This is a genomic window from Citrobacter sp. Cf136 (assembly GCF_030333815.1).
Lineage (GTDB): Bacteria > Pseudomonadota > Gammaproteobacteria > Enterobacterales > Enterobacteriaceae > Citrobacter > Citrobacter freundii.
On sequence record NZ_JAOWFE010000029.1, the window covers coordinates 379,730 to 405,948 of the forward strand.

Below are 26,219 nucleotides of genomic sequence, written 5' to 3' on the forward strand. Positions count from 1 at the left end.
CCATCCGGCGGAACGTTAACGATAAACGCGGATCCCACCCTCTACGCCGCGGCTAAACAGCACCTGCCAAAGCTCAATATCTCTGGCGCGGAAAGCCCCTGCGCACGCGCATAAATAGTAATTAAACATTCTTCTGAAGGTGGCGGAATAACGTGATGACAGCTCCGGCCATGCCTGATTAAAGCGCTCATGCCAGGCCATCAGCGTTTTATCGTAATCGCTGCCGAAGTTATGCCAGTCTTCCATCACAAACCGTGATTCGCTGGCCTCGGCAATATGGGAAATCGCCGGTAAGCAGCCATTTGGGAAAATGTATTTATTGATCCACGGATCGACGCTCATCCCTTTTTTATTGCTACCAATGGTATGCAGCAGGAACAGTCCGTCTGGTTTTAAACAACGGTCGGCGATACTGAAATAGGTGTCGTAGTTTTTCGGCCCGACATGTTCAAACATCCCCACGGAGACAATGCGATCGTAGTGTTTATTAAGATCGCGATAATCCTGTAGCAGAATGTTAACGTCCAACCCTTCACAGCGCTGCTGCGCCATTTTCTGCTGCTCTTTGGAAATGGTAACGCCTTCTACTGCCACGCCATAATGACGCGCCGCATATTCCGCCAACCCGCCCCAGCCACAACCGATATCGAGTAAACGCATACCCGGTTTAAGCTGCAGCTTCTCGCAGATCATTTTTAATTTGGCATTTTGCGCATCGTTTAATGTGGTTGCATCTTTCCAGTAACCGCAGGAATATTGCATATGCGGATCAAGCATCAGCGCAAAGAGATCGTTACCAATATCATAATGCTCTTTACCGACGATCCATGCACGGCTACGTGACTGCAAATTAAACAGGCGCGCGCTGGCAATGCGTAAAATATCTTTCAGATTACCTGGCATCTGCTGGTCGAGTTTTGCTTTCAGGATTTTGCAGAACAGAATATCGAGCCGTTCGCAGTCCCACCAGCCTTCCATATAGCTTTCGCCAAGCCCTAATGAGCCTTGCTGCAATACTCGTTTAAAGAAACCGGTATGATGAAGTTGAATGTCCCAGGCGCGTGAGCCATTAATTCTGATATCCGCTTGTGAAAGCAGCTCTTTTCCCATTCGGGTCCAGTTATCATTTGTTTCATTGACGATGACAGCATCTGAACAAAGCGAGTTCATGGTATTTACCAAAAGTGGGCTAAAAATTATTACGCAAGATTATTATGGAAAAAAGAGTGTATGTATTATGATCCGCGGACAAGATCTATCGAGTAGCGGACACATCATCGGGAGTATTGACGATTCATTTATGGAAACTCTGGCGCAAAAACAGTGGAACTCCTTCCCGGATAACTCCATGACCGAACTGCCGCAGGATGTATTCTTTCGCTCTTATGTCCTGGAAGCCAACCACCATGTACCGCAGCATTCACACTCTTTTATGCAATTTCATTTCGCCCGCAAAGGCAGCATGCGCATTGATGTTGCCGGTAAGTGCTGGATAATCCCGGCGCATTATGGCATCTGGATCCCCAATAATACTGAGCATGCAGTTTGGGCATTGGATGATGTGTATTTAGAAAATCTGGATATTAAACCGGGCTTTCTTGAAGAGAGCATCAATGAATGCAAAGTTGTGGCTATCAGTGATTTCGCCAGAGAGTTTATTCATTACGCCACGAATTCAATTTCAGGTCATTATGATAGCCAGTCAAAAGAGGGCAAACTGGTTAGCGTACTGGTCGATATTATTCTGCAACTCCCGGAAGTCGCCTTTGTATTACCCTGGCCGCAGGATCGCGAATTAACCAAAGTATGCCGAACCATACAAGAATCCCCCGCCCTGGAGCATTCAGTTGAATACTGGGCGCATCATCTGGGTATGTCTGCCCGTACCTTTTCACGCCATTTCAAAAAAGAAACCGGATTGCCTTTCAGCGTCTGGAAGCAAAAAATGCGTATTCTGGAATCCGTATTAATGCTGAAAAAAAATAAAAGCGTGACCGCCGTGGCGCTCGACGTAGGATATTCAAGCACCGCGGCATTTAGCTATGCCTTCCGCCAGGCGTTTGGCGTTCCGCCATCTAATTATTAATCTGCCGCTTTACGCTGATGCCAGTAGGCTGCCGCACGCACCCGTTGAGGGTCAAACGCCTCGGTTTCAAAGCGAGCACTCAGGTTTTTTACCACCTTGCCTTCGCCAGTGATCCAGACGTAATAATCATCTGCGGGCACGGTTAGTCGCGATAAGCGTTCATTCACCGCCTGCGCGTCATGGCCGATAAACCACTCAATAGTAAACCCGTCGAGATGGGCAAGATAATCCTGGTACGCCGCATCCTGCACGCTGACCAGCGCCGTGACGTTTGGACGTACCGCTAAACGGCTGAGCGACTCCAGGCGTCGGCGTAGCGCGGGCATTCCCGACTCATCGCACACATAAACCTGATACGCATAATCCTCTGGCACCACCAAAGAACCGCGCGGCCCGCCGATTGTCAGCTTGTCGCCCTCGCGGGCATTCATCGCCCATGTACTCGCCACGCCGCCATCATGAATATAGAAGTCCAGCGCCAGCACATGGCGCGCTTCGTCATACAACGGCGTGTAGTCACGGGAAAGCGGACGCACGCCGTCAGCCCAGACAATGCCTTCATCGGTGACGACAGGCGGCACAAAGTGGCTGCCCGGTTCAGGGAAAAAGACCTTGGTATGGTCGTCAAAGCCGTGTGAGCTAAAACCGTCCAGAGCGTCACCGCCCAGTACAATGCGCTGAAAGCCCGCGCTAATACGCTCTACGCGCAGGACGGTAAGTTCTCGAAAACGCAGTTCATTACGAACGCGCTGCGGGTAGCGTGAGGTGTTTTTTGTCATGTTTTCGCCTTCGTGAAATAATAAGATATATCTAAATTCATTTTTAAATGATAATGATTGCTAATCAAGAAGATTGCAAGCACTTTTTTGATATAGTCACCGTCTGATTAAGTAGCTATCAAAAACCAATAAAAACACTAAATAATCATAGACTTAAACAACATATAATTTGTAGACTTGCAAAATAATAGCTTTTAGATATAAATTAGATATATCTAAATAACATCAGGAGACGATGATGCAAAACCATCATGAAGGTTGCTGCAAAAATACAGAGCACCAACACGAAGGCTGCTGCAAGGGTGAAGGACATCACCACGAAGGCCGCCACAACGAGCACCATGCAGGCTGCTGCAAAGGTGAAGAACATCGCCATGAAGGCTGTAACAAAGATCACCACCACGAGCACGGCTGCGGGCACCACCACGAGCACGGCTGCGGGCACCACCACGAGCACGGCTGCGGGCACCGCCACGGTCGCGGCGGTGGTGGTCGTCGCCAACGCTTCTTCGGTCACGGAGAATTACGCCTGGTCATTCTGGATATCTTGACCCGCGACGCCAGCCACGGCTATGAGCTGATAAAAGCGATTGAAACCCTGACTCAGGGTAACTATACCCCGAGCCCGGGCGTTATCTATCCGACGCTGGATTTCTTGCAGGATCAGGCACTGATCACCGTCAGCGACGAGGAAGGTGGGCGTAAACAGATTGCGATCACGACTCAGGGCCAGCAATGGCTGGATGAAAACCGTGAGCATCTGGGCCATATCCACGAACGGATCAAAGCCCGCTGCGTGGGTTTTGAATTACGCAAAAATCCACAGATGAAACGCGCGCTGGAAAACTTCAAAGCCGTGTTGGATCTACGCGTTAATCATGGTGATACCAGCGATGCGCAGATCAAAAAAATCATCGGTATTATCGATCGCGCTGCGCTGGATATTACTCAGCTGGATTAACCTGCACAGCAGGCGGAACCCGTTTGCCCGACGTTCCGCCTGTATTATTAGTATTAATGCAGCACCGTGACCGCATCTTCCAGACGACCCGCGCGATGTTTCACCATTGCGGAAATCTGCGCACTCTCTTCAACCAGTTCGGCGTTTTTCTGCGTAATGTTGCTCAGCTCATTCACCGCGCGGGTCAGGCTGGAAAGACCATCTGACTGTTCCAGCGTTGAGTGGCTGATTTGGGCGATCAGCTGAGTGACGTTTTGCACCTGCGCCACAATATCGTCCATCGTGCGTCCTGCGGCGTGAACCTGGTCGGATCCGGACTGCACTTTGTCGGCGCTGGCATCAATCAGCTTGCGGATATCATTGGCCGCACTGGCGCTGCGGCTGGCAAGATGACGCACTTCTCCCGCCACCACGGCGAACCCTTTCCCCTGCTCGCCCGCCCGCGCGGCTTCAACAGCGGCGTTCAAAGCCAGAATGTTGGTCTGGAAGGCAATATCGTTAATCAGCGTGGTAATGGTGCCGATCCGCTGGGTGCTGTTGGCGATATCGTCCATGGTTTTGATGACGGTATCCATCGCCTCACCGCCGTGCGTTGCCGCGCTGCTGGCGGCAATAGAGAGCTTATCAGCCGCCGCGGCGGTCTCTGAGTTTTGTTTTACCGATGCCGCCATCTGATTCATGGTGGTCACCGTTTCCTGCACATTCTCTACGGTCTGCTGCGTATGCTTGTTTAAATCATCACTGCCTTTCGCCAGCGTTTCGCTGTCGCTGCGCACACAACTCACCTGGCTGGAGACATCATGGATGAGCCAACGGCACATTAACCCCAGTTGCCCCACCGCTCGCAGCATCAGTCCCAGTTCATCGCTGCGGTTAAGATGCGACACGCTGTTCCGCTCACCGGTCGCCACTTTCAGCGCCTGACGGGTGACATTCTCAATAGGACGCACAATCTGCCATTCGAAAATAGCCGTTCCTAAAAGCATCACCAATGCACTCATCAACAGTAACGGCCATTCAGCACCCATTTGCTGCAATGCGACCGCTAGCAGGACAAACATGAATGCCATCACGCTGCGTACCCGCCAGCGAATCGGCATCGCCGGCAGTTTACCCAGCCAGCCTTTGCGTACCACCAACCCCTTATGGATACGCCGGTTGCAACGTCCTTCGTTCAGCGCTTTATATAAAGGCTCTACCGCTGCAATTTCCTCGTCAGTTGCCCGGGTACGAATCGACATATACCCGGTCACGCGTCCTTCCCGCACCATCGGCACCGCATTGGCCCTCACCCAGTAGTGATCGCCATTCTTACGCCGGTTTTTCACAATCCCGCTCCATGGCTCGCCCTGCTTCAGGGTGTACCACATATCCGCAAACGCCGCTTTTGGCATGTCCGGATGACGAACCAGATTGTGCGGCTTTTCGAGCAACTCATTCAGTTGATAGCCGCTGACCTGAACGAAGGTGTCGTTCGCATGGGTGATATAGCTTTGCAAATCGGTGGTCGACATGAGGGTGATATCATCATCCAGCGGTGTATTTTGCTGACTAACGTAGGGATGAGAAGACATGATTGCGTCCTGTGCAGGTTATCTGGTTGTTAACTCTTTCGGCTTATGTTATTTCGGCGATAATTTTTTTATCTTTAGTTGTTAAATTTGATTTAGATCGCAATTTGCGATTAAACCTCAAAATCTGTACGCATTCTAATCCATTGATTTAAAATACTTTCATCCGGTTACTATTCAATATCACTTCTACCAGCGCACAGTCACAGTGCAAATATTGCCCATTTTTAGAGCAAATTTGCGTTTATTCGATCTGTTTTCAGGCTCCTGAGTTGGACAAAATGCCAGCGAATGTTAAATGATGGCATTAAATGTTGCGTAAATAAGATGTTTCCTGGTGTTTATCCCGATTTTTGCTAAGCGCGCCGGAATGGCGCAATCCCTGCAATACTTAAATCAGTATCATGTGATACGCGAGCTCCGGGAGCATATTTTGAACAGGTTACCTTCCAGCGCATCGGCCCTGGCCTGCAGCGCACACGCACTGAATCTCATCGAAAAGCGCACGCTTGATCATGAGGAAATGAAATCGTTAAACCGAGAGGTGATTGAGTACTTCAAGGAGCATGTCAATCCGGGGTTCTTAGAGTATCGAAAATCTGTAACTGCAGGCGGGGATTACGGAGCCGTAGAGTGGCAAGCGGGAAGCCTGAATACGCTTGTCGACACCCAGGGGCAGGAGTTCGTCGATTGCCTGGGTGGTTTTGGAATTTTCAACGTGGGGCACCGTAATCCAGTCGTGGTTTCCGCCGTACAGAATCAACTCGCGAAACAACCTCTGCACAGCCAGGAGTTACTTGACCCTCTGCGGGCCATGCTGGCAAAAACTCTCGCCGCACTGGCGCCCGGTAAACTGAAATACAGTTTTTTCTGTAACAGCGGGACCGAGTCGGTTGAAGCCGCCCTGAAGCTGGCGAAAGCGTATCAATCACCGCGCGGTAAATTTACGTTTATTGCCACCAGCGGCGCATTCCACGGTAAATCACTGGGCGCGCTGTCCGCCACGGCTAAATCTACCTTCCGCAAACCCTTTATGCCGCTGCTGCCGGGCTTCCGTCATGTGCCGTTTGGCGATGTTAACGCGATGCGCACCATGCTCAGCGAGTGTAAAAAGACCGGTGACAATGTCGCAGCTGTGATCCTCGAACCCATCCAGGGTGAAGGGGGGGTGATCCTGCCGCCGCAAGGCTATTTAACCGCTGTTCGTAAACTTTGCGATGAGTTCGGCGCACTGATGATCCTTGACGAAGTGCAGACCGGGATGGGGCGTACCGGCAAGATGTTCGCCTGTGAGCACGAAAATGTGCAGCCCGACATTATGTGTCTGGCCAAAGCGTTGGGCGGCGGCGTAATGCCCATTGGCGCAACCATTGCCACCGAAGAGGTGTTCTCCGTCCTGTTCGACAATCCTTTCCTGCATACCACCACGTTTGGCGGCAACCCGCTCGCTTGTGCGGCTGCGCTGGCCACCATTAACGTCCTGCTGGAGCAAAATTTACCGGCTCAGGCGGAGCAGAAAGGCGACATGTTGCTGGATGGTTTCCGTCAGCTTGCGCGGGAATACCCGGACCTGGTACATGATGTACGCGGCAAAGGCATGCTGATGGCGATTGAGTTTGTCGATAATGAAATCGGATACAACTTTGCCAGTGAGATGTTCCGCCAGCGGGTGCTGGTCGCCGGGACGCTAAACAATGCCAAGACGATCCGCATCGAACCGCCGCTAACGTTAACGATCGAGCAATGCGATCTGGTGTTGCGATCAACACGCAAAGCCCTGGCAGCATTACGGGTGAGCGTGGAGCAGATGTAACAGATGTCTGTCCGGCCTGCGTGAGCAAACGTAGGCCGGATAAGGCGTAGCCGCCATCCGGCATCAGCACCATTTAAACAATCCGCACGCCTGCAGGCATCACCCGTTCTGGCGTTAACAGCACGCTTTCGCTGCCATCGTCCGTCTCAGCGCACAGCAGCATACATTCTGATGTTTCACCGCGCATTTTGGCCTTTTGCAAATTACACAGCACCACCACCGTTTTCCCCATCAGCTCCTCTTCGCTGTAATAAGGCACCAGGCTGGTCACGGTTTGCAGCGTACGTTCTCCCACATCAACCTGTACGATATACAGCTTATCGGCATTGTCATGGCGCTTAACCTGTGCGATTTTTCCAACACGTATTTCCATGCGGGCAAAATCAGCAAATGCGACAGTATCCATTGTTTTCTCCTTGGTAAAATTTTACTAAATACTAGCAAATTATTTTCTGGGCATTGTTCTCAAAAGCGGGAAAATGACGTACCCATCACACTCTGCAAGCCCAGCTTTACCCCGAACATGTCAATTAAACGTGCTTTTTTTACTGAAAACAGATGAATAGATAAGCACTTCATTTACAATGCGCAGGTAACTCAGGGAAAAGGCAAACATGGCAACACTTAAAGACATCGCAATCGAAGCTGGCGTGTCCCTGGCGACAGTGTCCCGGGTTTTAAACGATGACCCCACGCTGAATGTAAAAGAAGAGACCAAGCATCGCATTCTGGAGATCGCGGAAAAGCTGGAGTACAAAACGAGCAGCGCCCGTAAGAACCAGACCAGCGCACTCGGCCCCCAGCATATTCTGGCGCTCTACAGCTATCAGCAGGATTTGGAAATCAACGATCCTTACTATCTCGCGATCCGCCATGGGATTGAAACCCAGTGCGAGAAGCTGGGGATTGAACTGACCAACTGCTATGAGCACAGTGGGTTGCCGGAGAGCAAAAACATTACCGGCATTCTTATTGTCGGCAAGCCTTCTCATGCGCTGCGCGAGGCGGCAACAGCGCTTACCGACAACATCTGCTTTATCGATTTTCATGAACCCGGCAGCGAATATGACGCTGTCGATATCGATCTGGCCCGCATCAGTAAAGAGAGCATCGACTACTTCATCGCCCAGGGCGTGACCCGCATTGGCTTCATCGGCGGCGAAGATCAGCCTGGCAAGGCTGATATCCGCGAAGCCGCGTTTGTCGAATACGGTCGCCTGCAGCAGGTCGTTTCAGAACAGGATATTTATCGCGGCGGCTTCTCCAGTTCATCAGGCTATGAACTGGCCAAAAAAATGCTGGCGAAAGCCGACTATCCCAGCGCCCTGTTTGTGGCTTCTGACTCGATTGCTATTGGCGTTCTGCGCGCCATTCACGAGCGTGGACTGAACATTCCGCAGGATATTTCGCTGATTAGCGTTAATGATATCCCGACGGCGCGCTTCACCTTTCCTCCGCTTTCCACCGTACGCATCCATTCAGAAATGATGGGCAGTCAGGGCGTCAACCTGCTGTTTGAGAAAGCCCGCGACGGGCGTGCACTTCCCCTGCTGGTTTTTGTTCCCAGCAAGCTGAAACTGCGCGGTACCACCCGCTAAACTCCCCCGTTAATCCGTCCGGTTTCTGCTGAAGCCGGGCGCGCATTGTCATGCATTCTTTTCTGCGCCCGAATTATTTTCGTGATCCAGTTAAAGTAAATCACCTCACTCGCTATATTTTAGTAAAACTTTTACTAAAATCACCATCAATTACACTTACTCACCATTAAAATGAATGGTTCCGATTTTTCTCCACCGGGAGGCCTTATGAATCGCTGGGAAAACATTCAGCTCACCCACGAAAATCGACTGGCGCCACGCGCATATTTTTTCTCTTACGACTCCGTTGCGCAGGCTCGCTCGTTTGCCCGCGAAACCAGCAGCCTCTTTCAGTTGCTGAGCGGTCAGTGGAATTTCCAGTTCTTTGAGCATCCGCTGCAGGTGCCGGAAGCCTTTACATCGCAGTTTATGAGCGACTGGGGCAACATCACCGTACCCGGTATGTGGCAGATGGAAGGGCACGGCAAGCTGCAGTATACCGACGAAGGTTTTCCTTTCCCGATTGATGTCCCCTACGTACCGACCAATAACCCCACCGGAGCCTACCAGCGTATTTTCTCTCTCAGCGAAGGCTGGCAGGGTAAACAGACGCTGATTAAATTTGATGGCGTAGAAACCTACTTCGAAGTTTACGTGAATGGTCAGTACGTTGGCTTCAGCAAAGGCAGTCGCCTGACGGCCGAGTTTGATATCAGCGCGGTGGTGAAAACAGGTGACAACCTGCTGTGCGTTCGCGTCATGCAATGGGCTGATTCCACCTACGTTGAAGACCAGGATATGTGGTGGTCGGCGGGAATTTTCCGCGACGTCTATCTGGTCGGCAAACAGGCGACCCATATCCAGGATTTTACCGTTCGTACCGATTTCGATGATGACTATCGCGATGCCACCCTCTCCTGCGACATCGTGCTGGAAAACATCGCCTCCACACCAACGATGGCATCGCTCGAATACACTTTGTTTGACGGTGAGCAGGCACTGCATAGCGGTGTGATTAACGCTCTGACGGTGGATAAACTCACCCGCACCGCGTTCAATTTCAAGGTCAGCGCACCACAGCAGTGGTCGGCGGAATCGCCGTATCTCTATCATCTGGTAATGACCCTGAGAGATGCCAGCGGCAACATCCTTGAGGTTGTGCCGCAGCGCGTCGGATTCCGCGATATCAACGTTCGCAACGGTCTGTTTTACATCAATAACCGCTATGTCATGCTGCATGGCGTCAACCGTCATGATAACGATCATCTCAAGGGTCGCGCGGTCGGTATGGATCGCGTGGAAAAAGATCTGCTGTTAATGAAGCAGCACAACATCAACTCCGTACGCACCGCCCATTACCCGAACGATCCACGTTTCTATGAATTGTGCGATATCTACGGTTTGTTCGTCATGGCCGAAACCGACGTTGAATCTCACGGCTTCGCTAATATCGGCGATATCAGCCGGATCACCGACGATCCGCTGTGGGAAAATGTCTACGTTGAGCGCATCGTACGCCACGTCCACGCGCAGAAAAACCACCCGTCGATCGTCATCTGGTCGCTCGGCAATGAATCCGGCTACGGCTGTAATATTCGCGCCATGTACCACGCGGCAAAAGCGCTGGATGACACGCGTCTGATCCACTACGAAGAAGATCGTGACGCCGAAGTGGTGGATATCATTTCCACCATGTACACCCGCGTACCGTTGATGAATGAGTTTGGTGAATACCCACATCCTAAACCGCGCATCATCTGCGAATATGCTCACGCAATGGGCAACGGCCCCGGAGGGCTAACGGAATATCAGAACGTCTTCTATCAGCATGATTGCATTCAGGGACACTATGTCTGGGAGTGGTGCGATCACGGGATTCAGGCCAAAGATGACGACGGTAACGTCTGGTACAACTATGGCGGTGACTACGGCGACTACCCGAACAACTACAACTTCTGCCTTGATGGCCTGATATATTCCGATCAAACCCCAGGCCCGGGTCTGCAAGAGTACAAGCAGGTAATTGCACCAGTGAAAGTGCGCGCGCAGGATCTGGCTCGCGGCGAGCTGCGGGTAGAAAACAAACTGTGGTTCACCACGCTTGACGACTACACCTTGCATATTGAGGTTCGCGCCGAAGGAGATACGCTCTCTGCTCAGCAGATAAAACTGCGCGACGTTCCTCCCAACAGCGATACGCTGCTGCAATGCACGCTGCCGGAGCTGGATGCGCGCGAGGCGTTCCTCAACGTCACCGTGACGAAAGATTCCCGCACGTTATACAGCGAAGCCGGGCATCACATCGCGACTTATCAGTTCCCGCTGAAGGCCAGAACGGCGACTGCCGTACCGTTCAGTCTGCAAAACGCCACCCCTTTGACGCTGGAAGAGAACCGCCAGAGCTGCACCGTTCGCGGTTATAACTTCCATCTGACGTTCTCAAAGCTGACCGGTAAACCCATTAGCTGGAACGTCAATGGTGAAGAGCTGATTACCCGCGAGCCGAAGATTAATTTCTTCAAACCAACCATAGATAACCACAAGCAAGAGTTCGAAGGCCTCTGGCAGCCAAATCATATACAGATAATGCAGGAGCATCTGCGCGACTTTACCTTTGAGCAAACCGAAGATGCGCTGCTCATCACCAGCCAGACGATTATCGCCCCGCCGGTATTTGATTTCGGTATGCGCTGCACCTATCGCTGGCGGATTGCCGCAGACGGTCAGTTGAATGTGGAGCTTTCCGGCCAGCCTTACGGCGAGTACCGGGACATTATTCCGTGCATCGGCTTCACGATGGGCATCAGCGGTGATTTGGGACAGGTGGCCTGGTACGGACGTGGTCCTGGTGAAAACTATGCCGATAGTCAGCAGGCCAACATCATCGACATTTGGCGCAGCAGCGTGGATGAGATGTTCGAGAATTATCCGTTCCCGCAAAACAACGGCAATCGTCAGGACGTACGTTGGGCAACACTAACCAATCGTCACGGTAACGGTCTGCTAGTGATTCCGCAGCGCCCTGTCAACCTGAGCGCCTGGCGCTATACGCCAGAAAATATCTTTGCCGCACAGCACTGTAATGAGCTGCAGCACAGCGATGACATCACCCTCAATCTGGACCATCAGCTACTGGGCTTAGGTTCTAACTCGTGGGGAAGCGAGGTACTTGATTCCTGGCGCGTCTGGTTTACGTCATTCAGCTACGGCTTCACGTTGTTGCCGGTTGCCGGCAGTGAGTCTGGTGCTCAAACCACCGCCAACCGTGCCTTTGGCACCGGGTTCTTTTCCACGAATATGCACAGCGAGAATACAAAATGAGGATCATCGACAACTTAGAGCAGTTCCAGCAACGCTATGCTTCGGGTCGGAAATGGCAACGCTGCGTCGAGGCCATTGAAAATATTGACAATATTCAGCCAGGCGTCGCTCACTCTATCGGTGATTCTCTGAGCTACCGCCTAGAGACAGACTCTGCAACCGATGCGCTGTTTACCGGTCATCGTCGTTATTTTGAGATCCATTACTACCTGCAAGGACAGCAAAAAATAGAGTATGCCGCCAAAGAGGATCTCCAGGTGGTTGAATATTATCGCGATGAAACCGACCGCGAATATTTGAAAGGCTGCGGAAAAACCGTAGAAGTGCATGAAGGACAAATGGTTATTTGTGACAACCATGAAGCCTATCGTTTTATCTGTAATAGCGTAGTGAAGAAAGTCGTACTCAAAGTCACCATCGAAGATGGTTATTTTCATAATAAATAAAAAACACAGGCGGCGCCGACGTTGCGCCGCCAGTACCCTATAATAATCAGGAATCGGAGATGTGCTATGTCTGATACCAAACGTAATACCATCGGCAAGTTCGGCTTACTTTCACTCACCTTTGCCGCGGTTTATAGTTTTAATAACGTTATCAACAATAATATTGAGCTTGGTCTGGCATCCGCACCGATGTTTTTCCTCGCGACAATTTTCTACTTTATTCCATTCTGCTTAATCATCGCCGAATTTGTTTCGCTGAATAAAAACTCCGAAGCCGGTGTCTACGCATGGGTGAAAAGCTCGCTGGGCGGGCGCTGGGCCTTTATTACCGCCTACACCTACTGGTTCGTTAACCTGTTCTTTTTTACCTCGTTACTCCCGCGCGTTATCGCCTATGCCTCGTACGCATTTTTAGGCTACGAATACATTCTGACGCCGTTCGCCACAACCGTGTTAAGTATGGTGCTGTTTGCCTTCTCGACCTGGGTTTCGACCAACGGCGCAAAAATGCTGGGGCCGATTACCTCCGTCACCTCCACGTTAATGCTGCTGCTGACGCTGTCCTACATTTTACTGGCGGGTACTGCGTTGGTGGGCGGCGTGCAGCCTGCTGACCCCATCACCGTTGATGCGATGATCCCGAATTTTAACTGGGCATTCCTCGGTATCACCACCTGGATCTTTATGGCGGCAGGCGGCGCGGAGTCCGTGGCGGTATATGTCAACGACGTCAAGGGCGGGTCAAAATCGTTCGTGAAGGTCATTATCATTGCCGGGATTTTTATCGGCGTGCTTTATTCCATCTCCTCGGTGCTGATCAACGTCTTCGTCAGCAGCAAAGAGCTGAAGTTTACTGGTGGATCGGTGCAGGTATTCCACGGTCTGGCGGTATACTTTGGTCTGCCGGAACTGATCGTTAACCGCTTTGTCGGCCTGGTCTCCTTTACCGCGATGTTCGGCTCTCTGCTGATGTGGACCGCAACGCCGGTGAAGATCTTCTTCTCTGAAATTCCGGCGGGTATTTTCGGTAAAAAAACCGTCGAACTGAATGAAAACGGCGTACCGGCCCGCGCAGCGTGGATCCAGTTTCTGATCGTTATCCCGCTGATGATTATCCCAACGCTCGGTTCCAATACCGTGCAAGACTTAATGAACACCATCATCAACATGACCGCCGCCGCATCGATGCTGCCGCCGCTGTTTATTATGCTGGCCTACCTGAATCTGCGCGCAAAACTGGACCACTTACCGCGCGACTTCCGTATGGGTTCGCAAAAAACTGGCATTATCGTGGTATCAATGCTGATCGTCCTGTTCACCATCGGATTTATTGCCTCTACCTTCCCGACCGGCGGGAATATCATAACCATTATTTTCTATAACGTCGGTGGGATTGTTATTTTCCTCGGTTTTGCCTGGTGGAAATACAGTAAATACATCAAAGGGCTAACTAAAGAAGAAAAAGCTATTGAGGCTGCTCCCGCTTCAGATATCAATTAATGACTAAAACATAATAACAATAAACAATATTCGCTAAGGCTATAACAATAAAAATTATATTTTATTTGCTTAGGATCGAAGCATGAATAACATTAGCCATTGTTGCAGGGCAATTATTGCCCTGCCCTTTTTCTGCGTCTCTTCTCTGGGTGCAGAAGAAGTTCGCCCTGCTGAACACGACGATACGAAAACACCTGCCATAACCTCCCCCTCTTTTCGTTTTTATGGCGAATTGGGCATGGGTGGATATATGGATTTAGAAGGAAAAGATAAGCATAAATACAGCGACGGTACTTACATTGAAGGTGGCCTGGAGATAAAACACGGTTCATGGTTTGGTCTGATCTACGGCGAGGGCTGGACCGTGCAAGCCGACCATCAAGGCAATGCCTGGGTTCCTGACCATAGCTGGGGCGGATTCGAAGGCGGGATCAACCGCTTTTACGGTGGTTACCGTACCGATGCAGGAACAGAGGTGATGCTCAGCCTGCGCCAGGACTCCTCGCTGGATGACCTGCAGTGGTGGGGGGATTTCACGCCAGACCTGGGCTACGTTATTCCGAATACCCGAGACATCATGACCGCCATTAAGGTGCAAAACCTGACCGGCCCTTTGCGCTATAGCGTGACCGCTACACCCGCCGGACATCACGATGAAAGCAAAGCCTGGTTGCACTTTGGTAAATACGATCGCTACGACGATAAATATACCTATCCGGCCATGATGAACGGTTACATCCAGTACGACCTGACTGAAGGCGTAACCTGGATGAACGGTCTGGAGATAACGGACGGTACCGGACAGCTGTTCCTGACCGGCATCCTCTCGCCCAACTTCGCCGCCCGCGCGTGGCACCACACGGGTCGCGCCGACGGGCTGGATGTATCCGGCACCGAGACCGGCTATATGGTCAGCGCGATGTATGAAGCGCTAAAAGGCGTTTACCTCTCCACCGCATATAGCTACGCCAAACACCGACCGGATCGCGCCGAGGAAGAAACCACGTCCTTTATGCAGTTCGGTATCTGGTATGAATACGGCGGCGGACGTTTCGCTACCGCATTCGACAGCCGGTTCTATATGCAGAATGCATCTGGTGACCCGAGCGACCAAATCTTCCTGATGCAATATTTCTATTGGTAACAAGGACCGGAACCCATGAATATCAAACCTCTTCTTACGCCGCTGGCCTGCCTCCTGCTGATGAACGTCTCTGCGCATGCCGCCAGCGTTAATGACTTCAAAAACATCATTAATCGCACCGGTGCGCCGGACTACATGCATGACTACGATCACGACGACCACCAGCGTTTTAATCCCTTTTTCGACCTCGGCTCATGGCATGGGCATCTGTTGCCAGATGGCCCCGCAACAATGGGCGGCTTTCCTGGCGTCGCACTGCTGACCGAAGAGTACATCAACTTTATGGCCAATAATTTTGACCGACTGACGGTGTATCAGCACGGTAAAAAGGTCGATTTTGCCCTCGAGGCTTACAGCATTCCCGGGGCGCTGGTACAGAAATTGTCATCAAAAGATGTACAGGTAGAGATGACGCTACGCTTCGCCAGTCCGCGCACTTCGCTGCTGGAAACCAAAATCACCAGCAACTCGCCGCTGGATCTGGTGTGGGACGGCGAACTGCTGGAAAAACTGGAGGCAAAAGAGGGAAAAGCCCTGTCGGATAAAACCATTGATGGCGAGTTCCCTGGCTATCAGCGCAAAATCACCGCCACGCACGACGGCCTGAAAGTCACCTTCGGCAAGGTGCGTTCAACCTGGGATCTGCTCACCTCCGGCGAGTCGGAGTATCAGGTGCATAAATCTGTCGCCATGAAAACCACGGTTAATGGTCATCGCTTCACGGGGAAGACCCATATCAACGGTTCGACGACGATTTACACCACCTGGTCTCATCTGCTTACCGCCGAAGATGTGGCAAAAGAGCAGCCGCAGATCCGCGATATTCTGGCGCGTCCTTCTTCTTACATGCTCGCCTCGCAGCAGCGCTGGGACGACTATCTCAAGAAAGGCTTAAACAACCCGGACGCCACGCCAGAACAAACCCGAGTGGCGGTGAAGGCGATCGAAACGCTGAACGGTAACTGGCGATCGCCGGGCGGCGCGGTAAAACACAATACCGTGACACCGTCGGTTACCGGCCGTTGGTTCTCCGGCAACCAGACCTGGCCGTGGGATACCTGGAAGCAGGCCTTCGCCATGGCGCACTTTAACCCGGAAATCGCCAAAGAGAACATCCGCGCCGTCTTTTCATGGCAGATTAAACCCGGCGATCCCGTTCGCCCGCAAGACGCCGGATTCATTCCCGACCTGATTGCCTGGAACCTTAGCCCCGAGCGCGGCGGCGACGGCGGCAACTGGAACGAGCGTAACACCAAGCCAAGCCTGGCTGCCTGGTCGGTGATGGAAGTCTACAACGTCACCAAGGATAAGGCCTGGCTCGAAGAGATGTATCCAAAGCTGGTCGCATATCACGACTGGTGGCTGCGAAACCGCGATCATAACGGCAACGGCGTACCGGAATACGGCGCGACCCGCGATAAAGCCCACAATACCGACAGCGGTGAAATGCTGTTTACGGTGAAAAATGGCGACAAGGAAGAAACCCTTTCCGGACTGAAAAACTACGCCAACATCACCAGTAAAGGCCAGTATGACAGCCTCGAGATCCCAGCACAGGTTGCTGCTTCCTGGGAATCCGGGCGTGACGATGCGGCAGTCTTTGGTTTTATCGACAAAGAGCAACTGGATAAATACGTCGCTAACGGTGGGAAACGCAGCGACTGGGTGGTCAAATTTGCCGAAAACCGCAGTAACGACGGTAAGTTGCTGGGTTACTCGCTGCTGCAGGAATCGGTCGATCAGGCCAGCTATATGTACAGCGACAACCATTATCTGGCGGAGATGGCGACCCTGCTCGGTAAACACAAAGAAGCGCAGCGCTACCGCCAGTTGGCGCAAAAACTGGCGGATTATATCAATACCTGCATGTTCGACCCAGACACCCGATTCTTCTATGACGTGAGGATCGAAGATACCCCGTTGACCAACGGCTGTGCGGGTAAACCAATCGTCGAACGTGGCAAAGGGCCGGAAGGCTGGTCGCCGCTGTTTAACGGGGCGGCAACGCAGCCCCATGCGGATGCGGTGGTTAAGGTGATGCTCGATCCCAAAGAGTTCAACACCTTTGTACCACTTGGTACTGCAGCGCTAACCAACCCCGCCTTCGGCGCGGACATCTACTGGCGCGGGCGCGTCTGGGTGGATCAGTTCTGGTTTGGGCTAAAAGGGATGGAGCGTTATGGCTATCGCGATGAAGCATTAAAACTGGCGGATACCTTCTTCAGCCACGCCAAAGGCCTTACCGCAGATGGTCCGATTCAGGAAAACTATAACCCGTTGACTGGCGCACAACAGGGCGCGCCGAACTTCTCCTGGAGCGCGGCACATCTCTATATGCTGTATAACGATTTTCTTAAAAAACAGTAATCTGTGACATACCGCCGGATGGCGCTTCGCTTATCCGGCCTACAAAGACACATTTTCACAGGCCGGATTAGGTGCTTGCACCGATATCCGGCAAATTCATTCTCTGGCTCCACTCCTTTTTTGAATCCCATCACAATCACGGCATTCCCCTTTTCCCTTTTACGCGGCGACGGCTAAATTAGAACTCATCCGACCACATAACAATAATTTTACATACTGGACACCTTTATGAGCTATCCGTCGCTGTTCGCCCCGCTCGATTTAGGCTTCACCACGCTTAAAAACCGCGTGCTGATGGGTTCAATGCATACCGGGCTGGAGGAGTATCCCGACGGTGCAGAACGGCTGGCCGCGTTCTACGCCGAGCGCGCTCGTCACGGCGTAGCGTTAATTGTGAGCGGAGGCATTGCGCCTGCGCTTTCCGGCGTGGGGATGGAAGGCGGCGCGATGCTCAACGACAGCAGCCAGCTTGCACACCATCGTGTCATTACCGATGCCGTTCATGACGAAGGCGGCAAAATCGCCCTGCAAATCCTGCACACCGGGCGTTACAGCTACCAGCCGCATCTGGTGGCACCATCTGCTATTCAGGCCCCCATTAACCGCTTTACGCCACATGAGCTGACGCACGATGAAGTGCTGCAGTTGATTGAAGATTTTGCCCATTGCGCCCAACTGGCGCGGGAAGCGGGCTACGATGGCGTAGAAGTGATGGGGTCGGAAGGGTATCTCATCAACGAATTCCTGACTCTGCGTACCAACCAGCGCGATGACCAATGGGGCGGTGAGTATGCCAACCGGATGCGTTTTGCCGTTGAGGTGGTGAGAGCGGTACGTCAGCGTGCCGGTAATGACTTTATAATTATCTTCCGCCTGTCGATGCTCGATCTGGTAGAAAACGGCGGAACCTTCGACGAAACCGTCCAGTTGGCGCAGGCTATAGAAGCCGCCGGGGCCACCATCATTAACACCGGTATTGGCTGGCATGAGGCGCGTATTCCCACTATCGCTACCCCGGTACCGCGCGGCGCGTTTAGTTGGGTGACGCGTAAGCTGAAAGGGCATGTGACAATCCCACTGGTCACCACCAACCGCATTAACGATCCCCAGGTCGCCGATGACATTCTGGCCCGTGGCGATGCCGATATGGTGTCGATGGCCCGTCCGTTCCTCGCCGATGCCGAACTGCTGTCAAAAGCGCAAACCGGACGAGCGGATGAGATCAACACCTGTATCGGCTGTAACCAGGCCTGTCTGGATCAGATCTTTGTCGGCAAAGTCACCTCTTGCCTGGTCAATCCGCGCGCCTGCCATGAAACCAAAATGCCGATCGTTGCGGCAGCTGTGCCAAAGAATCTGGCGGTTGTCGGTGCGGGTCCTGCGGGCCTCGCCTTCGCCATTAATGCCGCCGCACGCGGACATCACGTCACGCTGTTTGACGCACATGGCGAAATTGGCGGGCAGTTTAATATCGCCAAACAGATCCCCGGCAAAGAAGAATTCTATGAAACCCTGCGCTACTACCGCCGGATGATCGACGTGACTGGCGTGACCCTGAAGCTGAATCACTTTGTCAGCGCACACGATCTGCACACTTTCGACGAAGTGATCCTTGCCAGCGGGATCGAGCCACGTATGCCGCCGATCGAGGGGATCGAACATCCAAAAGTGCTGAGCTATCTCGACGTCCTGCGCGATAAAACGCCAGTGGGCAAACGCGTAGCGATCGTTGGCTGCGGCGGGATTGGTTTCGATACAGCCATGTATCTGAGTCAACCCGGTGAAGCCACCAGCCAGAACATTGCGGAGTTCTGCGTGGAATGGGGGATCGACACCAGCCTGCAACAGCCTGGCGGCTTACGCCCGGAAGGTCCGCACTTATCCCGCAGCCCGCGCCAGATAGTGATGTTGCAGCGTAAAGCCAGCAAACCGGGGCAAGGTTTAGGTAAAACGACGGGCTGGATCCATCGCGCCACCCTGCTCTCACGCGGCGTGAAAATGATCCCGGCAGTCAGCTACCAGAAGATTGATGATGATGGGTTACACGTCGTGTTGAACGGCGAACCGGTGATATTTAACGTGGATAACGTGGTGATTTGCGCCGGACAAGAGCCACGCCGTGAACTGGTCGATCCGCTGCACGCGGCAGGTAAAACGGTGCATCTGATCGGCGGCTGCGATGTGGCGATGGAACTGGATGCCCGACGCGCTATTGCGCAGGGAACCCGCTTAGCGCTGGAGATTTAACACGTTGTATCCCGTAGGTCGGATAAGGCAACTGCGCACATCTTTGCCTGATGACGCTACGCTTATCAGGCCTACGATGCAGCTCGTGTAGGCCGGATAAGGCGTTAGCCGCTATCCGGCACTAGGGCTTAACGACGGCGACCGGTTTTGACCGCTTTTAGCACCACGAATTTATTATTGGTGGCGATGGTTACGCAGTTGCCGAAAATCTTCTTCAACTTGTGGAAGTAGTCGAGGTGACGGTTAGCCACAATGTACAGCTCACCGTTGATTTTCAGGCAGCGGCGGGCGTGGTGGAACATCTCCCAGGCGATATTATCGGTCAGCGCATGCTTCTGGTGGAACGGAGGGTTGCAGAACACCGCGTTGAAGCGGAACGGTTCTACGCCGGAGAGCGCGTTATTAATCATAAATTCGCTGCGATCCAGCGCGTCCGGCAGGTTGGTTTCCACGTTCAGACGGCTGGAAGCGACCGCCATCGGTGATTCATCAACAAACACCACGCTGGCTTCTGGGTTCTTCGCCAGCAGCGTCATGCCCAGCACGCCGTTACCGCAGCCGAGATCGACAATCTCGCCTTCCAGGTTTTCCGGCAGATGCTCCATAAAGAAACGTGCGCCGATGTCCAGCCCGGTTCGGGAGAAGACGTTGGCATGGTTGTGGATGGTCCAGTCGGTGCCTTCCAGCTTCCAGCTCAGGGTCTGGGCGGTATCGGCCAGCGCCGGTTTGGTAAAGGTGCCGTTGATCAGGCGCGCCTTTTTCCATGCCAGCGTGGTGGTGGTTGGTCCCAGCACTTTCTCAAACAGCTCCAGCGTAGAGGTGTGGATATCACGCGCTTTTGCACCGGCGATGATACGCGTCTGCGGCGTGACCACTTCACGCAGGGCGCGCAGTTGCTGCTCCAGCAGCGCCATGGTTTTTGGCAGCTTAATCAGCACCACGCCCGGCGCCTGCGGATAGTCAGCGGTACTGTCGAGGAACTTGACGCTCGACTCGGCAATATCGTTGTGACGCAGGTTCTCACGTGTGGCAAGCTCGCTGAGATAGGAGTCGCCAATGCTGTACGGCGTATGTTCCGCCAGCGCACAGCCCAGCGCGCCGAAGGTATCATTCAGGATCAGCACCGGGCCGCTAATTTCGGTATCGTCCAGCTGTTGCAGCAGATATTCATCTGCAGCTTCCCACGCCAGCAGCGGGTTAACGTCATCCGTTTCCGGGAAACGTTTAAGTGACAGCGAACGGAAACCGTTGTCTATGTGGCTCATCGGCCCTCCTGAATGGTAAAATTTCGGCGTATCCCTGAAAAGGGTGCGTGAGTATACACTTTTTATACTTTATATGGGGCACTAATGAGTCAGTTGACCTATCTGCAAGGATATCCGGAGAATTTACTTTCTCAGGTGAGAACGCTGATTGCTGAGCAACGCCTGGGCGCAGTGCTGGAGAAGCGCTATCCGGGTACGCATGACTTCGCGACCGACAAAGCGCTCTGGCAATATACTCAGGATCTGAAAAATCAGTTTCTGCGTAACGCCCCGACGCTGAATAAAGTCATGTATGACAGCAAGATCCACGTTCTGAAGAATGCGCTGGGACTGCATACCGCCGTTTCTCGCGTGCAGGGCGGAAAGCTCAAAGCTAAAGCGGAGATCCGCGTGGCGACCGTTTTTCGCAATGCCCCCGAACCCTTTTTGCGTATGATTGTCGTTCATGAACTGGCGCATCTGAAAGAAAAAGAGCACGACAAAGCGTTTTACCAGCTGTGCTGTCATATGGAGCCTCAGTATCACCAACTGGAGTTCGATACCCGCCTGTGGTTAACGCAACAATCGTTAAAGCAAACTGCGTAGTCGCGCACTGGCTTTGTCTTCAGGGCATGCTAAATTGACGAAAGAATCCCTTTTCGCAGCCTGAAGGCCTTTATGATACGTTTCGCAGTAATTGGCACAAACTGGATCACCCGCCAGTTTGTCGATGCCGCCCATGAAACCGGCAAGTATAAGTTAACCGCAGTCTATTCTCGTAGCCTTGAGCAGGCACAGACCTTCGCCAACGATTACCCCGTCGAGCATCTGTTTACTTCGCTGGAAGCGATGGCGCAAAGCGAGGCGATCGACGCCGTCTACATCGCCAGTCCAAACTCCCTGCACTTCCCGCAGACCGAGCTGTTTTTGCGGCACAAAAAGCATGTTATTTGCGAAAAGCCACTGGCCTCCAACCTGGCGCAAGCCGAAGCCGCTATCGCCTGCGCGCGTGAAAACCAGGTCGTGCTGTTTGAAGCGTTTAAAACCGCCAGCCTGCCTAACTTCCTGCTGTTACAGCAATCGCTCCCAAAAGTTGGAAAAATCAGGAAAGCATTTATCAATTACTGCCAGTACTCCTCGCGTTACCAGCGCTATCTGGATGGTGAAAATCCGAACACGTTTAATCCGGCGTTCTCCAATGGCTCGATTATGGATATCGGTTTTTACTGCCTGGCCTCGGCGATTGCGCTATGGGGCGAACCACAGAGCGTTCAGGCCAGCGCCAGCCTGCTGGAAAGCGGCGTGGATGCCCACGGTGTGGTGGTGCTGAATTACGGTGATTTCAGCGTTACGCTCCAGCACTCAAAAGTAAGCGACTCGGTATTAGCCAGTGAAATTCAGGGCGAGTCGGGATCGCTGGTCATCGAGCATATTTCCGAATGCCAAAAAGTGTGCTTTGTTCCGCGCGGGGGAAAAACGCAGGATCTGACGACGCCTCAACACATCAATACTATGCTGTATGAGGCAGAGGCTTTTGCCCATTTGGTTGAATCCGGCGAAGTGGATCACCCGGCACTGGCCGTCAGCCGTATCACCGCTAAACTGCAAACGGAGATTCGCCGCCAGACCGGCGTGGTTTTCCCGGCAGACGAGACGGTAACCTCGCTGACTGCGTAAAAGTGTGTAAATGGAATGTTGCAGGCCATTGACTGAATGCATGGCCTGTAATATTTTGTAACCCGCAAAGGGGAGTAACTTCGTTGTCGGTTGATCGTCATTACGATGTGTGAAAAACCACATCCGGTCACCGGGCGATAACAAAGGAATACGCCATCGTATTCCTTTGTTGTTGTAAGTGAGACCTTGCCGAATGGCAAGGTCTATGCATAAAAAGCAGCGGCTAACGTCATTCGGCGTTGGCCGTTTTTTTTATGCATGGGGAAATACAATGAATACTGTCGGCACACCGTTGTTATGGGGTGGCTTCGCTGTCGTAGTGGTAATTATGCTGGCCATCGACCTGCTGTTGCAGGGTCGTCGTGGCGCACATACAATGTCGATGAAACAGGCTGCGGCCTGGTCAATCGTCTGGGTAACGCTGTCGCTACTGTTTAACGCCGCCTTCTGGTGGTACCTGGCGGAAACCCAGGGCCGCGCCGTTGCCGACCCACAGGCACTGGCGTTCCTGACCGGCTATCTGATCGAAAAATCGCTGGCAGTAGATAACGTCTTTGTCTGGTTGATGCTCTTCAGCTACTTCTCAGTGCCGCCTGCGTTGCAGCGCCGGGTATTGGTGTATGGCGTGCTGGGAGCAATTGTTCTGCGTACGATCATGATCTTCGCCGGCAGCTGGCTTATCACCCAGTTTGAGTGGCTGCTGTACGTGTTCGGCGCGTTCCTGCTGTTTACCGGCGTGAAGATGGCGCTGGCAAAAGAAGATGCCTCCGGTATCGGCGACAGACCGTTAGTACGCTGGCTGCGCGGCCATTTACGCATGACCGATACCATCGAAGATGAAAAATTCTTCGTGCGTAAAAACGGTCTGCTGTTTGTCACGCCGCTGATGTTGGTGTTGATTCTGGTTGAGCTGAGCGACGTGATTTTCGCCGTCGACAGTATTCCGGCTATCTTTGCCGTTACCACCGACCCGTTCATCGTGTTGACCTCGAACCTGTTTGCTATTTTGGGGCTGCGTGCGATGTACTTCCTGCTGGCGGGCGTGGCAGAGCGTTTCTCCATGCTGAAGTACGGCTTGTCGGTCATTCTGGTGTTTATCGGTATTAAGATGCTGATCGTCGATTTCTACCATATTCCGATCGCTATCTCGTTAGGTGTGGTATTTGGCATTCTGTTTGTGACGCTGATTGTTAACGCATGGGTCAACCACCAGCACGATAAAAAGCAGCAAATACAGTAAGTTTCATCTGCTAGCTGAAAAGCCCGACAGCACACTGCGTGCGTCGGGCTTTTTGTCTATCATGTCAAAATAATGTTAACCCAAAGTTATAAAATATGATCTCAGCGCGGAATCCAGTATATTTCGCTTCCAGAACCCCGTTCTTTCCTTATACTCAGCCATGCAAACATTTGCCCCATCCTGAAAGATGCGTCAACAGAACGCACAAAGGTAAGGCAACAACACAATGAAAGGATCACGACATGACTACGCAACGTTCATCGGGGCTACTCTCGCGTTTGGCGCAAGGGAGCCTGGTTAAACAAATTTTGATCGGTTTGGTACTGGGGATTTTACTGGCACTGGTGTCAAAACCTGCGGCAGAAGCCGTTGGTTTACTGGGTACGCTGTTCGTCGGCGCATTAAAAGCTGTCGCACCAATTCTGGTTCTGATGCTGGTAATGGCCTCTATCGCCAACCACCAGCACGGGCAAAAAACCAATATCCGCCCCATTCTGTTCCTTTACCTGCTCGGAACATTTTCAGCGGCATTAGCCGCCGTTGTCTTCAGCTTTGCTTTCCCATCAACACTGCATCTTTCCAGCAGCGCCAGCGATATTGTGCCACCGTCCGGCATCGTTGAAGTAATGCGTAGCCTGCTGATGAGCATGGTTTCTAACCCAGTTGATGCCCTGCTTAACGCTAACTATATTGGTATTCTGGTCTGGGCCGTCGGTCTGGGCTTTGCACTGCGCCACGGTAATGAAACGACCAAAAATCTGGTCAATGATATGTCCAACGCCGTCACCTTTATGGTAAAGCTGGTGATTCGTTTCGCGCCAATCGGTATCTTTGGTCTGGTCTCATCCACGCTGGCAACCACCGGCTTTGCAACGCTTTGGGGCTACGCCCAACTGCTGACCGTACTGGTAGGCTGTATGCTGCTGGTGGCGTTTGTGGTCAACCCACTGCTGGTCTTCTGGAAAATTCGCCGTAACCCGTATCCGCTGGTGCTGGCCTGTCTGCGCGAAAGCGGCGTGTACGCTTTCTTTACCCGCAGCTCCGCCGCCAACATTCCGGTGAATATGGCGCTATGTGAGAAGCTGAATCTGGATCGTGATACCTACTCGGTATCTATCCCGCTGGGCGCCACCATCAATATGGCGGGTGCGGCGATCACCATTACCGTGCTGACGCTGGCGGCGGTGAATACGCTGGGTATTCCGGTCGATTTACCGACGGCGCTGTTACTGAGCGTGGTGGCTTCGCTTTGCGCCTGTGGCGCATCTGGCGTGGCGGGTGGATCTCTGCTGCTGATCCCACTGGCGTGTAATATGTTCGGTATCCCGAATGATATCGCCATGCAGGTAGTTGCCGTCGGCTTTATCATCGGCGTATTGCAGGATTCCTGTGAAACGGCGCTGAACTCTTCTACAGATGTCTTGTTTACCGCGGTAGCCTGCCAGGCTGAAGACGAGCGTCTGGCAAATAACGCTCTGCGCGGCTAATCCCTGCGCCCCTCCGTCATCGGGCGGAGGGGCTCTTTTCTTGTACGCTTTTTTCAATTTTGAACGGATCAATTCCGCGTTTTTGCATCCGCCGGAAGCGAATAATGTTCAGGCCATTCATCACCAGAAAACTCCCTTCGATCATCGTCCCGCCAATCGATCCCAGCCAGAAATTATGGATAACCCAACAGGCGGTTGCGCACCACATTACGCAACGCACGGTTAACCCTTTGCAGCGAAACAGCGCCCAGGTGCTGGCCAGCGTGCCAATTATCGGTAACAGCTCCATCGCATGCTGTAATTTCGCCAGACCGAGAACCAGGGTGAGGATAATAAAAACGGTCATTACCCACAGTTTGCGGGTATGCATTGAGACAAGTGTGCGGATGGTGTTGAGTTCTGCGCTCATTCCCGCGGGCCAGGCGCCCATCAGAAAAAAATGCACGCCAATGGTGGCGCTATAGACAGCAAGTTGCAGCCGGAAGCGGCGCTCATCGCGATTGAAAAAGGTGGTAATGCCGATCAGAAAGGCGATGACACCTACGCCCTGGGCCAGCCAATACGCGGTCATGAATGATCCTTGTCAGGTAATGCAAAAACAAACGGCGCTCCATATTATGAAACGCCGTTTTTAGATTCCACCATAAACAAACTTACCCAAAAGATTTTGTGCTACAGCAAGGCGGCAAGTTCGCACATCCCCGAGAGCTTACATGAGTAAGTGACCGGGGTGGGCGAACGCAGCCAACACAGCTGTGG

The 26,219-nt window shown here is 52.6% G+C and carries 20 protein-coding genes; 14 read left to right on the forward strand and 6 right to left on the reverse strand.

Translation table 11 applies throughout. From position 1 onward, the window contains the following. Positions 1 to 15: 15 nt before the first annotated feature. Positions 16 to 1,170, reverse strand: coding sequence for a cyclopropane fatty acyl phospholipid synthase (cfa, locus tag OGV98_RS02400; protein ID WP_003846231.1), 1,155 nt, complete (start codon positions 1,168 to 1,170; stop codon positions 16 to 18). Between the two features lie 67 nt (positions 1,171 to 1,237). Between cfa and OGV98_RS02405 the strand changes: the two genes are divergently transcribed. Next, positions 1,238 to 2,086: a helix-turn-helix domain-containing protein gene (locus OGV98_RS02405; RefSeq protein ID WP_003024755.1), complete on the forward strand. Its 849-nt coding sequence runs from the start codon at positions 1,238 to 1,240 to the stop codon at positions 2,084 to 2,086. Here the strand turns inward: OGV98_RS02405 and OGV98_RS02410 are convergent. Continuing rightward, entirely contained in the window at positions 2,083 to 2,865 is a 783-nt protein-coding gene (locus tag OGV98_RS02410; protein WP_202580984.1) for a siderophore-interacting protein, read from the reverse strand. The genes OGV98_RS02405 and OGV98_RS02410 overlap by 4 nt on opposite strands. 235 nt (positions 2,866 to 3,100) lie before the next feature. Here OGV98_RS02410 and OGV98_RS02415 point away from each other — a divergent pair, with 235 nt between their 5' ends. Continuing rightward, positions 3,101 to 3,826, forward strand: a complete 726-nt coding sequence (locus tag OGV98_RS02415) for a PadR family transcriptional regulator (protein ID WP_202580983.1) — start codon at positions 3,101 to 3,103, stop codon at positions 3,824 to 3,826. A 53-nt stretch (positions 3,827 to 3,879) separates the two neighbouring features. Here the strand turns inward: OGV98_RS02415 and OGV98_RS02420 are convergent, their stop codons facing one another. Further along, positions 3,880 to 5,400: a methyl-accepting chemotaxis protein gene (locus OGV98_RS02420; RefSeq protein WP_003841468.1), complete on the reverse strand. Its 1,521-nt coding sequence runs from the start codon at positions 5,398 to 5,400 to the stop codon at positions 3,880 to 3,882. Positions 5,401 to 5,830: 430 nt separating this feature from the next. On the opposite strand from OGV98_RS02420, the gene ygjG reads away from it, so the two are divergent. Continuing rightward, positions 5,831 to 7,210, forward strand: a complete 1,380-nt coding sequence (ygjG, locus tag OGV98_RS02425) for a putrescine aminotransferase (RefSeq protein ID WP_202580982.1) — start codon at positions 5,831 to 5,833, stop codon at positions 7,208 to 7,210. A gap of 73 nt (positions 7,211 to 7,283) precedes the next feature. Here ygjG and OGV98_RS02430 read toward each other — a convergent pair whose 3' ends face one another. Further along, complete coding sequence (locus tag OGV98_RS02430) at positions 7,284 to 7,616, reverse strand: tRNA-binding protein (protein WP_003024768.1); 333 nt, start codon at positions 7,614 to 7,616, stop codon at positions 7,284 to 7,286. A gap of 208 nt (positions 7,617 to 7,824) precedes the next feature. Here OGV98_RS02430 and ebgR point away from each other — a divergent pair, with 208 nt between their 5' ends. The 7 genes from ebgR to OGV98_RS02465 all read left to right on the forward strand — a co-directional run bounded on the left by ebgR (position 7,825) and on the right by OGV98_RS02465 (position 19,812). After that, entirely contained in the window at positions 7,825 to 8,808 is a 984-nt protein-coding gene (ebgR, locus tag OGV98_RS02435) for a transcriptional regulator EbgR (protein ID WP_049001650.1), read from the forward strand. 207 nt (positions 8,809 to 9,015) lie between these two features. Beyond that, positions 9,016 to 12,108, forward strand: coding sequence for a beta-galactosidase subunit alpha (ebgA, locus tag OGV98_RS02440; RefSeq protein WP_123977379.1), 3,093 nt, complete (start codon positions 9,016 to 9,018; stop codon positions 12,106 to 12,108). Continuing rightward, positions 12,105 to 12,554, forward strand: coding sequence for a beta-galactosidase subunit beta (locus tag OGV98_RS02445; RefSeq protein WP_086538602.1), 450 nt, complete (start codon positions 12,105 to 12,107; stop codon positions 12,552 to 12,554). The genes ebgA and OGV98_RS02445 overlap by 4 nt, the downstream gene beginning before the upstream one ends. 66 nt (positions 12,555 to 12,620) lie before the next feature. Further along, complete coding sequence (locus tag OGV98_RS02450; RefSeq protein ID WP_202580981.1) at positions 12,621 to 14,054, forward strand: amino acid permease; 1,434 nt, start codon at positions 12,621 to 12,623, stop codon at positions 14,052 to 14,054. An 82-nt stretch (positions 14,055 to 14,136) separates the two neighbouring features. After that, positions 14,137 to 15,198 carry a protein YgjJ gene (gene ygjJ / locus OGV98_RS02455; protein WP_202580980.1) on the forward strand — a complete coding sequence of 354 codons (1,062 nt, stop codon included), beginning with the start codon at positions 14,137 to 14,139 and terminating at the stop codon, positions 15,196 to 15,198. Between the two features lie 15 nt (positions 15,199 to 15,213). Beyond that, on the forward strand, positions 15,214 to 17,565 hold the full coding sequence (ygjK, locus tag OGV98_RS02460) for an alpha-glucosidase (RefSeq protein WP_044713668.1): 2,352 nt from the start codon (positions 15,214 to 15,216) through the stop codon (positions 17,563 to 17,565). Positions 17,566 to 17,793: 228 nt separating this feature from the next. Beyond that, positions 17,794 to 19,812, forward strand: a complete 2,019-nt coding sequence (locus OGV98_RS02465) for an oxidoreductase (protein ID WP_016151020.1) — start codon at positions 17,794 to 17,796, stop codon at positions 19,810 to 19,812. A 128-nt stretch (positions 19,813 to 19,940) separates the two neighbouring features. Here OGV98_RS02465 and rlmG read toward each other — a convergent pair whose 3' ends face one another. Beyond that, positions 19,941 to 21,077 carry a 23S rRNA (guanine(1835)-N(2))-methyltransferase RlmG gene (gene rlmG / locus OGV98_RS02470; RefSeq protein ID WP_003024789.1) on the reverse strand — a complete coding sequence of 379 codons (1,137 nt, stop codon included), beginning with the start codon at positions 21,075 to 21,077 and terminating at the stop codon, positions 19,941 to 19,943. Positions 21,078 to 21,161: 84 nt separating this feature from the next. On the opposite strand from rlmG, the gene OGV98_RS02475 reads away from it, so the two are divergent. The 4 genes from OGV98_RS02475 to sstT all read left to right on the forward strand — a co-directional run bounded on the left by OGV98_RS02475 (position 21,162) and on the right by sstT (position 25,460). Further along, positions 21,162 to 21,662: a M48 metallopeptidase family protein gene (locus OGV98_RS02475; RefSeq protein ID WP_106107580.1), complete on the forward strand. Its 501-nt coding sequence runs from the start codon at positions 21,162 to 21,164 to the stop codon at positions 21,660 to 21,662. Positions 21,663 to 21,734: 72 nt separating this feature from the next. Then, positions 21,735 to 22,733, forward strand: a complete 999-nt coding sequence (locus OGV98_RS02480; protein ID WP_049001658.1) for a Gfo/Idh/MocA family protein — start codon at positions 21,735 to 21,737, stop codon at positions 22,731 to 22,733. Between the two features lie 271 nt (positions 22,734 to 23,004). After that, complete coding sequence (locus tag OGV98_RS02485; protein WP_003828551.1) at positions 23,005 to 23,973, forward strand: TerC family protein; 969 nt, start codon at positions 23,005 to 23,007, stop codon at positions 23,971 to 23,973. 242 nt (positions 23,974 to 24,215) lie between these two features. Further along, the gene (sstT, locus tag OGV98_RS02490; protein ID WP_286551011.1) at positions 24,216 to 25,460 is read left to right on the forward strand and encodes a serine/threonine transporter SstT; all 1,245 of its coding nucleotides are present in this window, start codon (positions 24,216 to 24,218) and stop codon (positions 25,458 to 25,460) included. 16 nt (positions 25,461 to 25,476) lie between these two features. On the opposite strand, the gene OGV98_RS02495 is transcribed toward sstT, so the two are convergent. Next, positions 25,477 to 26,031 (reverse strand): YgjV family protein, encoded by a 555-nt coding sequence (locus OGV98_RS02495; protein ID WP_003024807.1) that lies wholly within the window; start codon positions 26,029 to 26,031, stop codon positions 25,477 to 25,479. Between the last annotated feature and the right edge of the window lie 188 nt (positions 26,032 to 26,219).

Coding starts and splice junctions, on each gene's coding strand:
- cfa (WP_003846231.1), bottom strand. CDS start 1,170: ATGAACTCGCTTTGTTCAGATGCTGTCATCGTCAATGAAACAAATGAT.
- OGV98_RS02405 (WP_003024755.1), top strand. CDS start 1,238: ATGATCCGCGGACAAGATCTATCGAGTAGCGGACACATCATCGGGAGT.
- OGV98_RS02410 (WP_202580984.1), bottom strand. CDS start 2,865: ATGACAAAAAACACCTCACGCTACCCGCAGCGCGTTCGTAATGAACTG.
- OGV98_RS02415 (WP_202580983.1), top strand. CDS start 3,101: ATGATGCAAAACCATCATGAAGGTTGCTGCAAAAATACAGAGCACCAA.
- OGV98_RS02420 (WP_003841468.1), bottom strand. CDS start 5,400: ATGTCTTCTCATCCCTACGTTAGTCAGCAAAATACACCGCTGGATGAT.
- OGV98_RS02430 (WP_003024768.1), bottom strand. CDS start 7,616: ATGGATACTGTCGCATTTGCTGATTTTGCCCGCATGGAAATACGTGTT.
- ebgR (WP_049001650.1), top strand. CDS start 7,825: ATGGCAACACTTAAAGACATCGCAATCGAAGCTGGCGTGTCCCTGGCG.
- ebgA (WP_123977379.1), top strand. CDS start 9,016: ATGAATCGCTGGGAAAACATTCAGCTCACCCACGAAAATCGACTGGCG.
- OGV98_RS02445 (WP_086538602.1), top strand. CDS start 12,105: ATGAGGATCATCGACAACTTAGAGCAGTTCCAGCAACGCTATGCTTCG.
- OGV98_RS02450 (WP_202580981.1), top strand. CDS start 12,621: ATGTCTGATACCAAACGTAATACCATCGGCAAGTTCGGCTTACTTTCA.
- ygjJ (WP_202580980.1), top strand. CDS start 14,137: ATGAATAACATTAGCCATTGTTGCAGGGCAATTATTGCCCTGCCCTTT.
- ygjK (WP_044713668.1), top strand. CDS start 15,214: ATGAATATCAAACCTCTTCTTACGCCGCTGGCCTGCCTCCTGCTGATG.
- OGV98_RS02465 (WP_016151020.1), top strand. CDS start 17,794: ATGAGCTATCCGTCGCTGTTCGCCCCGCTCGATTTAGGCTTCACCACG.
- rlmG (WP_003024789.1), bottom strand. CDS start 21,077: ATGAGCCACATAGACAACGGTTTCCGTTCGCTGTCACTTAAACGTTTC.
- OGV98_RS02475 (WP_106107580.1), top strand. CDS start 21,162: ATGAGTCAGTTGACCTATCTGCAAGGATATCCGGAGAATTTACTTTCT.
- OGV98_RS02480 (WP_049001658.1), top strand. CDS start 21,735: ATGATACGTTTCGCAGTAATTGGCACAAACTGGATCACCCGCCAGTTT.
- OGV98_RS02485 (WP_003828551.1), top strand. CDS start 23,005: ATGAATACTGTCGGCACACCGTTGTTATGGGGTGGCTTCGCTGTCGTA.
- sstT (WP_286551011.1), top strand. CDS start 24,216: ATGACTACGCAACGTTCATCGGGGCTACTCTCGCGTTTGGCGCAAGGG.
- OGV98_RS02495 (WP_003024807.1), bottom strand. CDS start 26,031: ATGACCGCGTATTGGCTGGCCCAGGGCGTAGGTGTCATCGCCTTTCTG.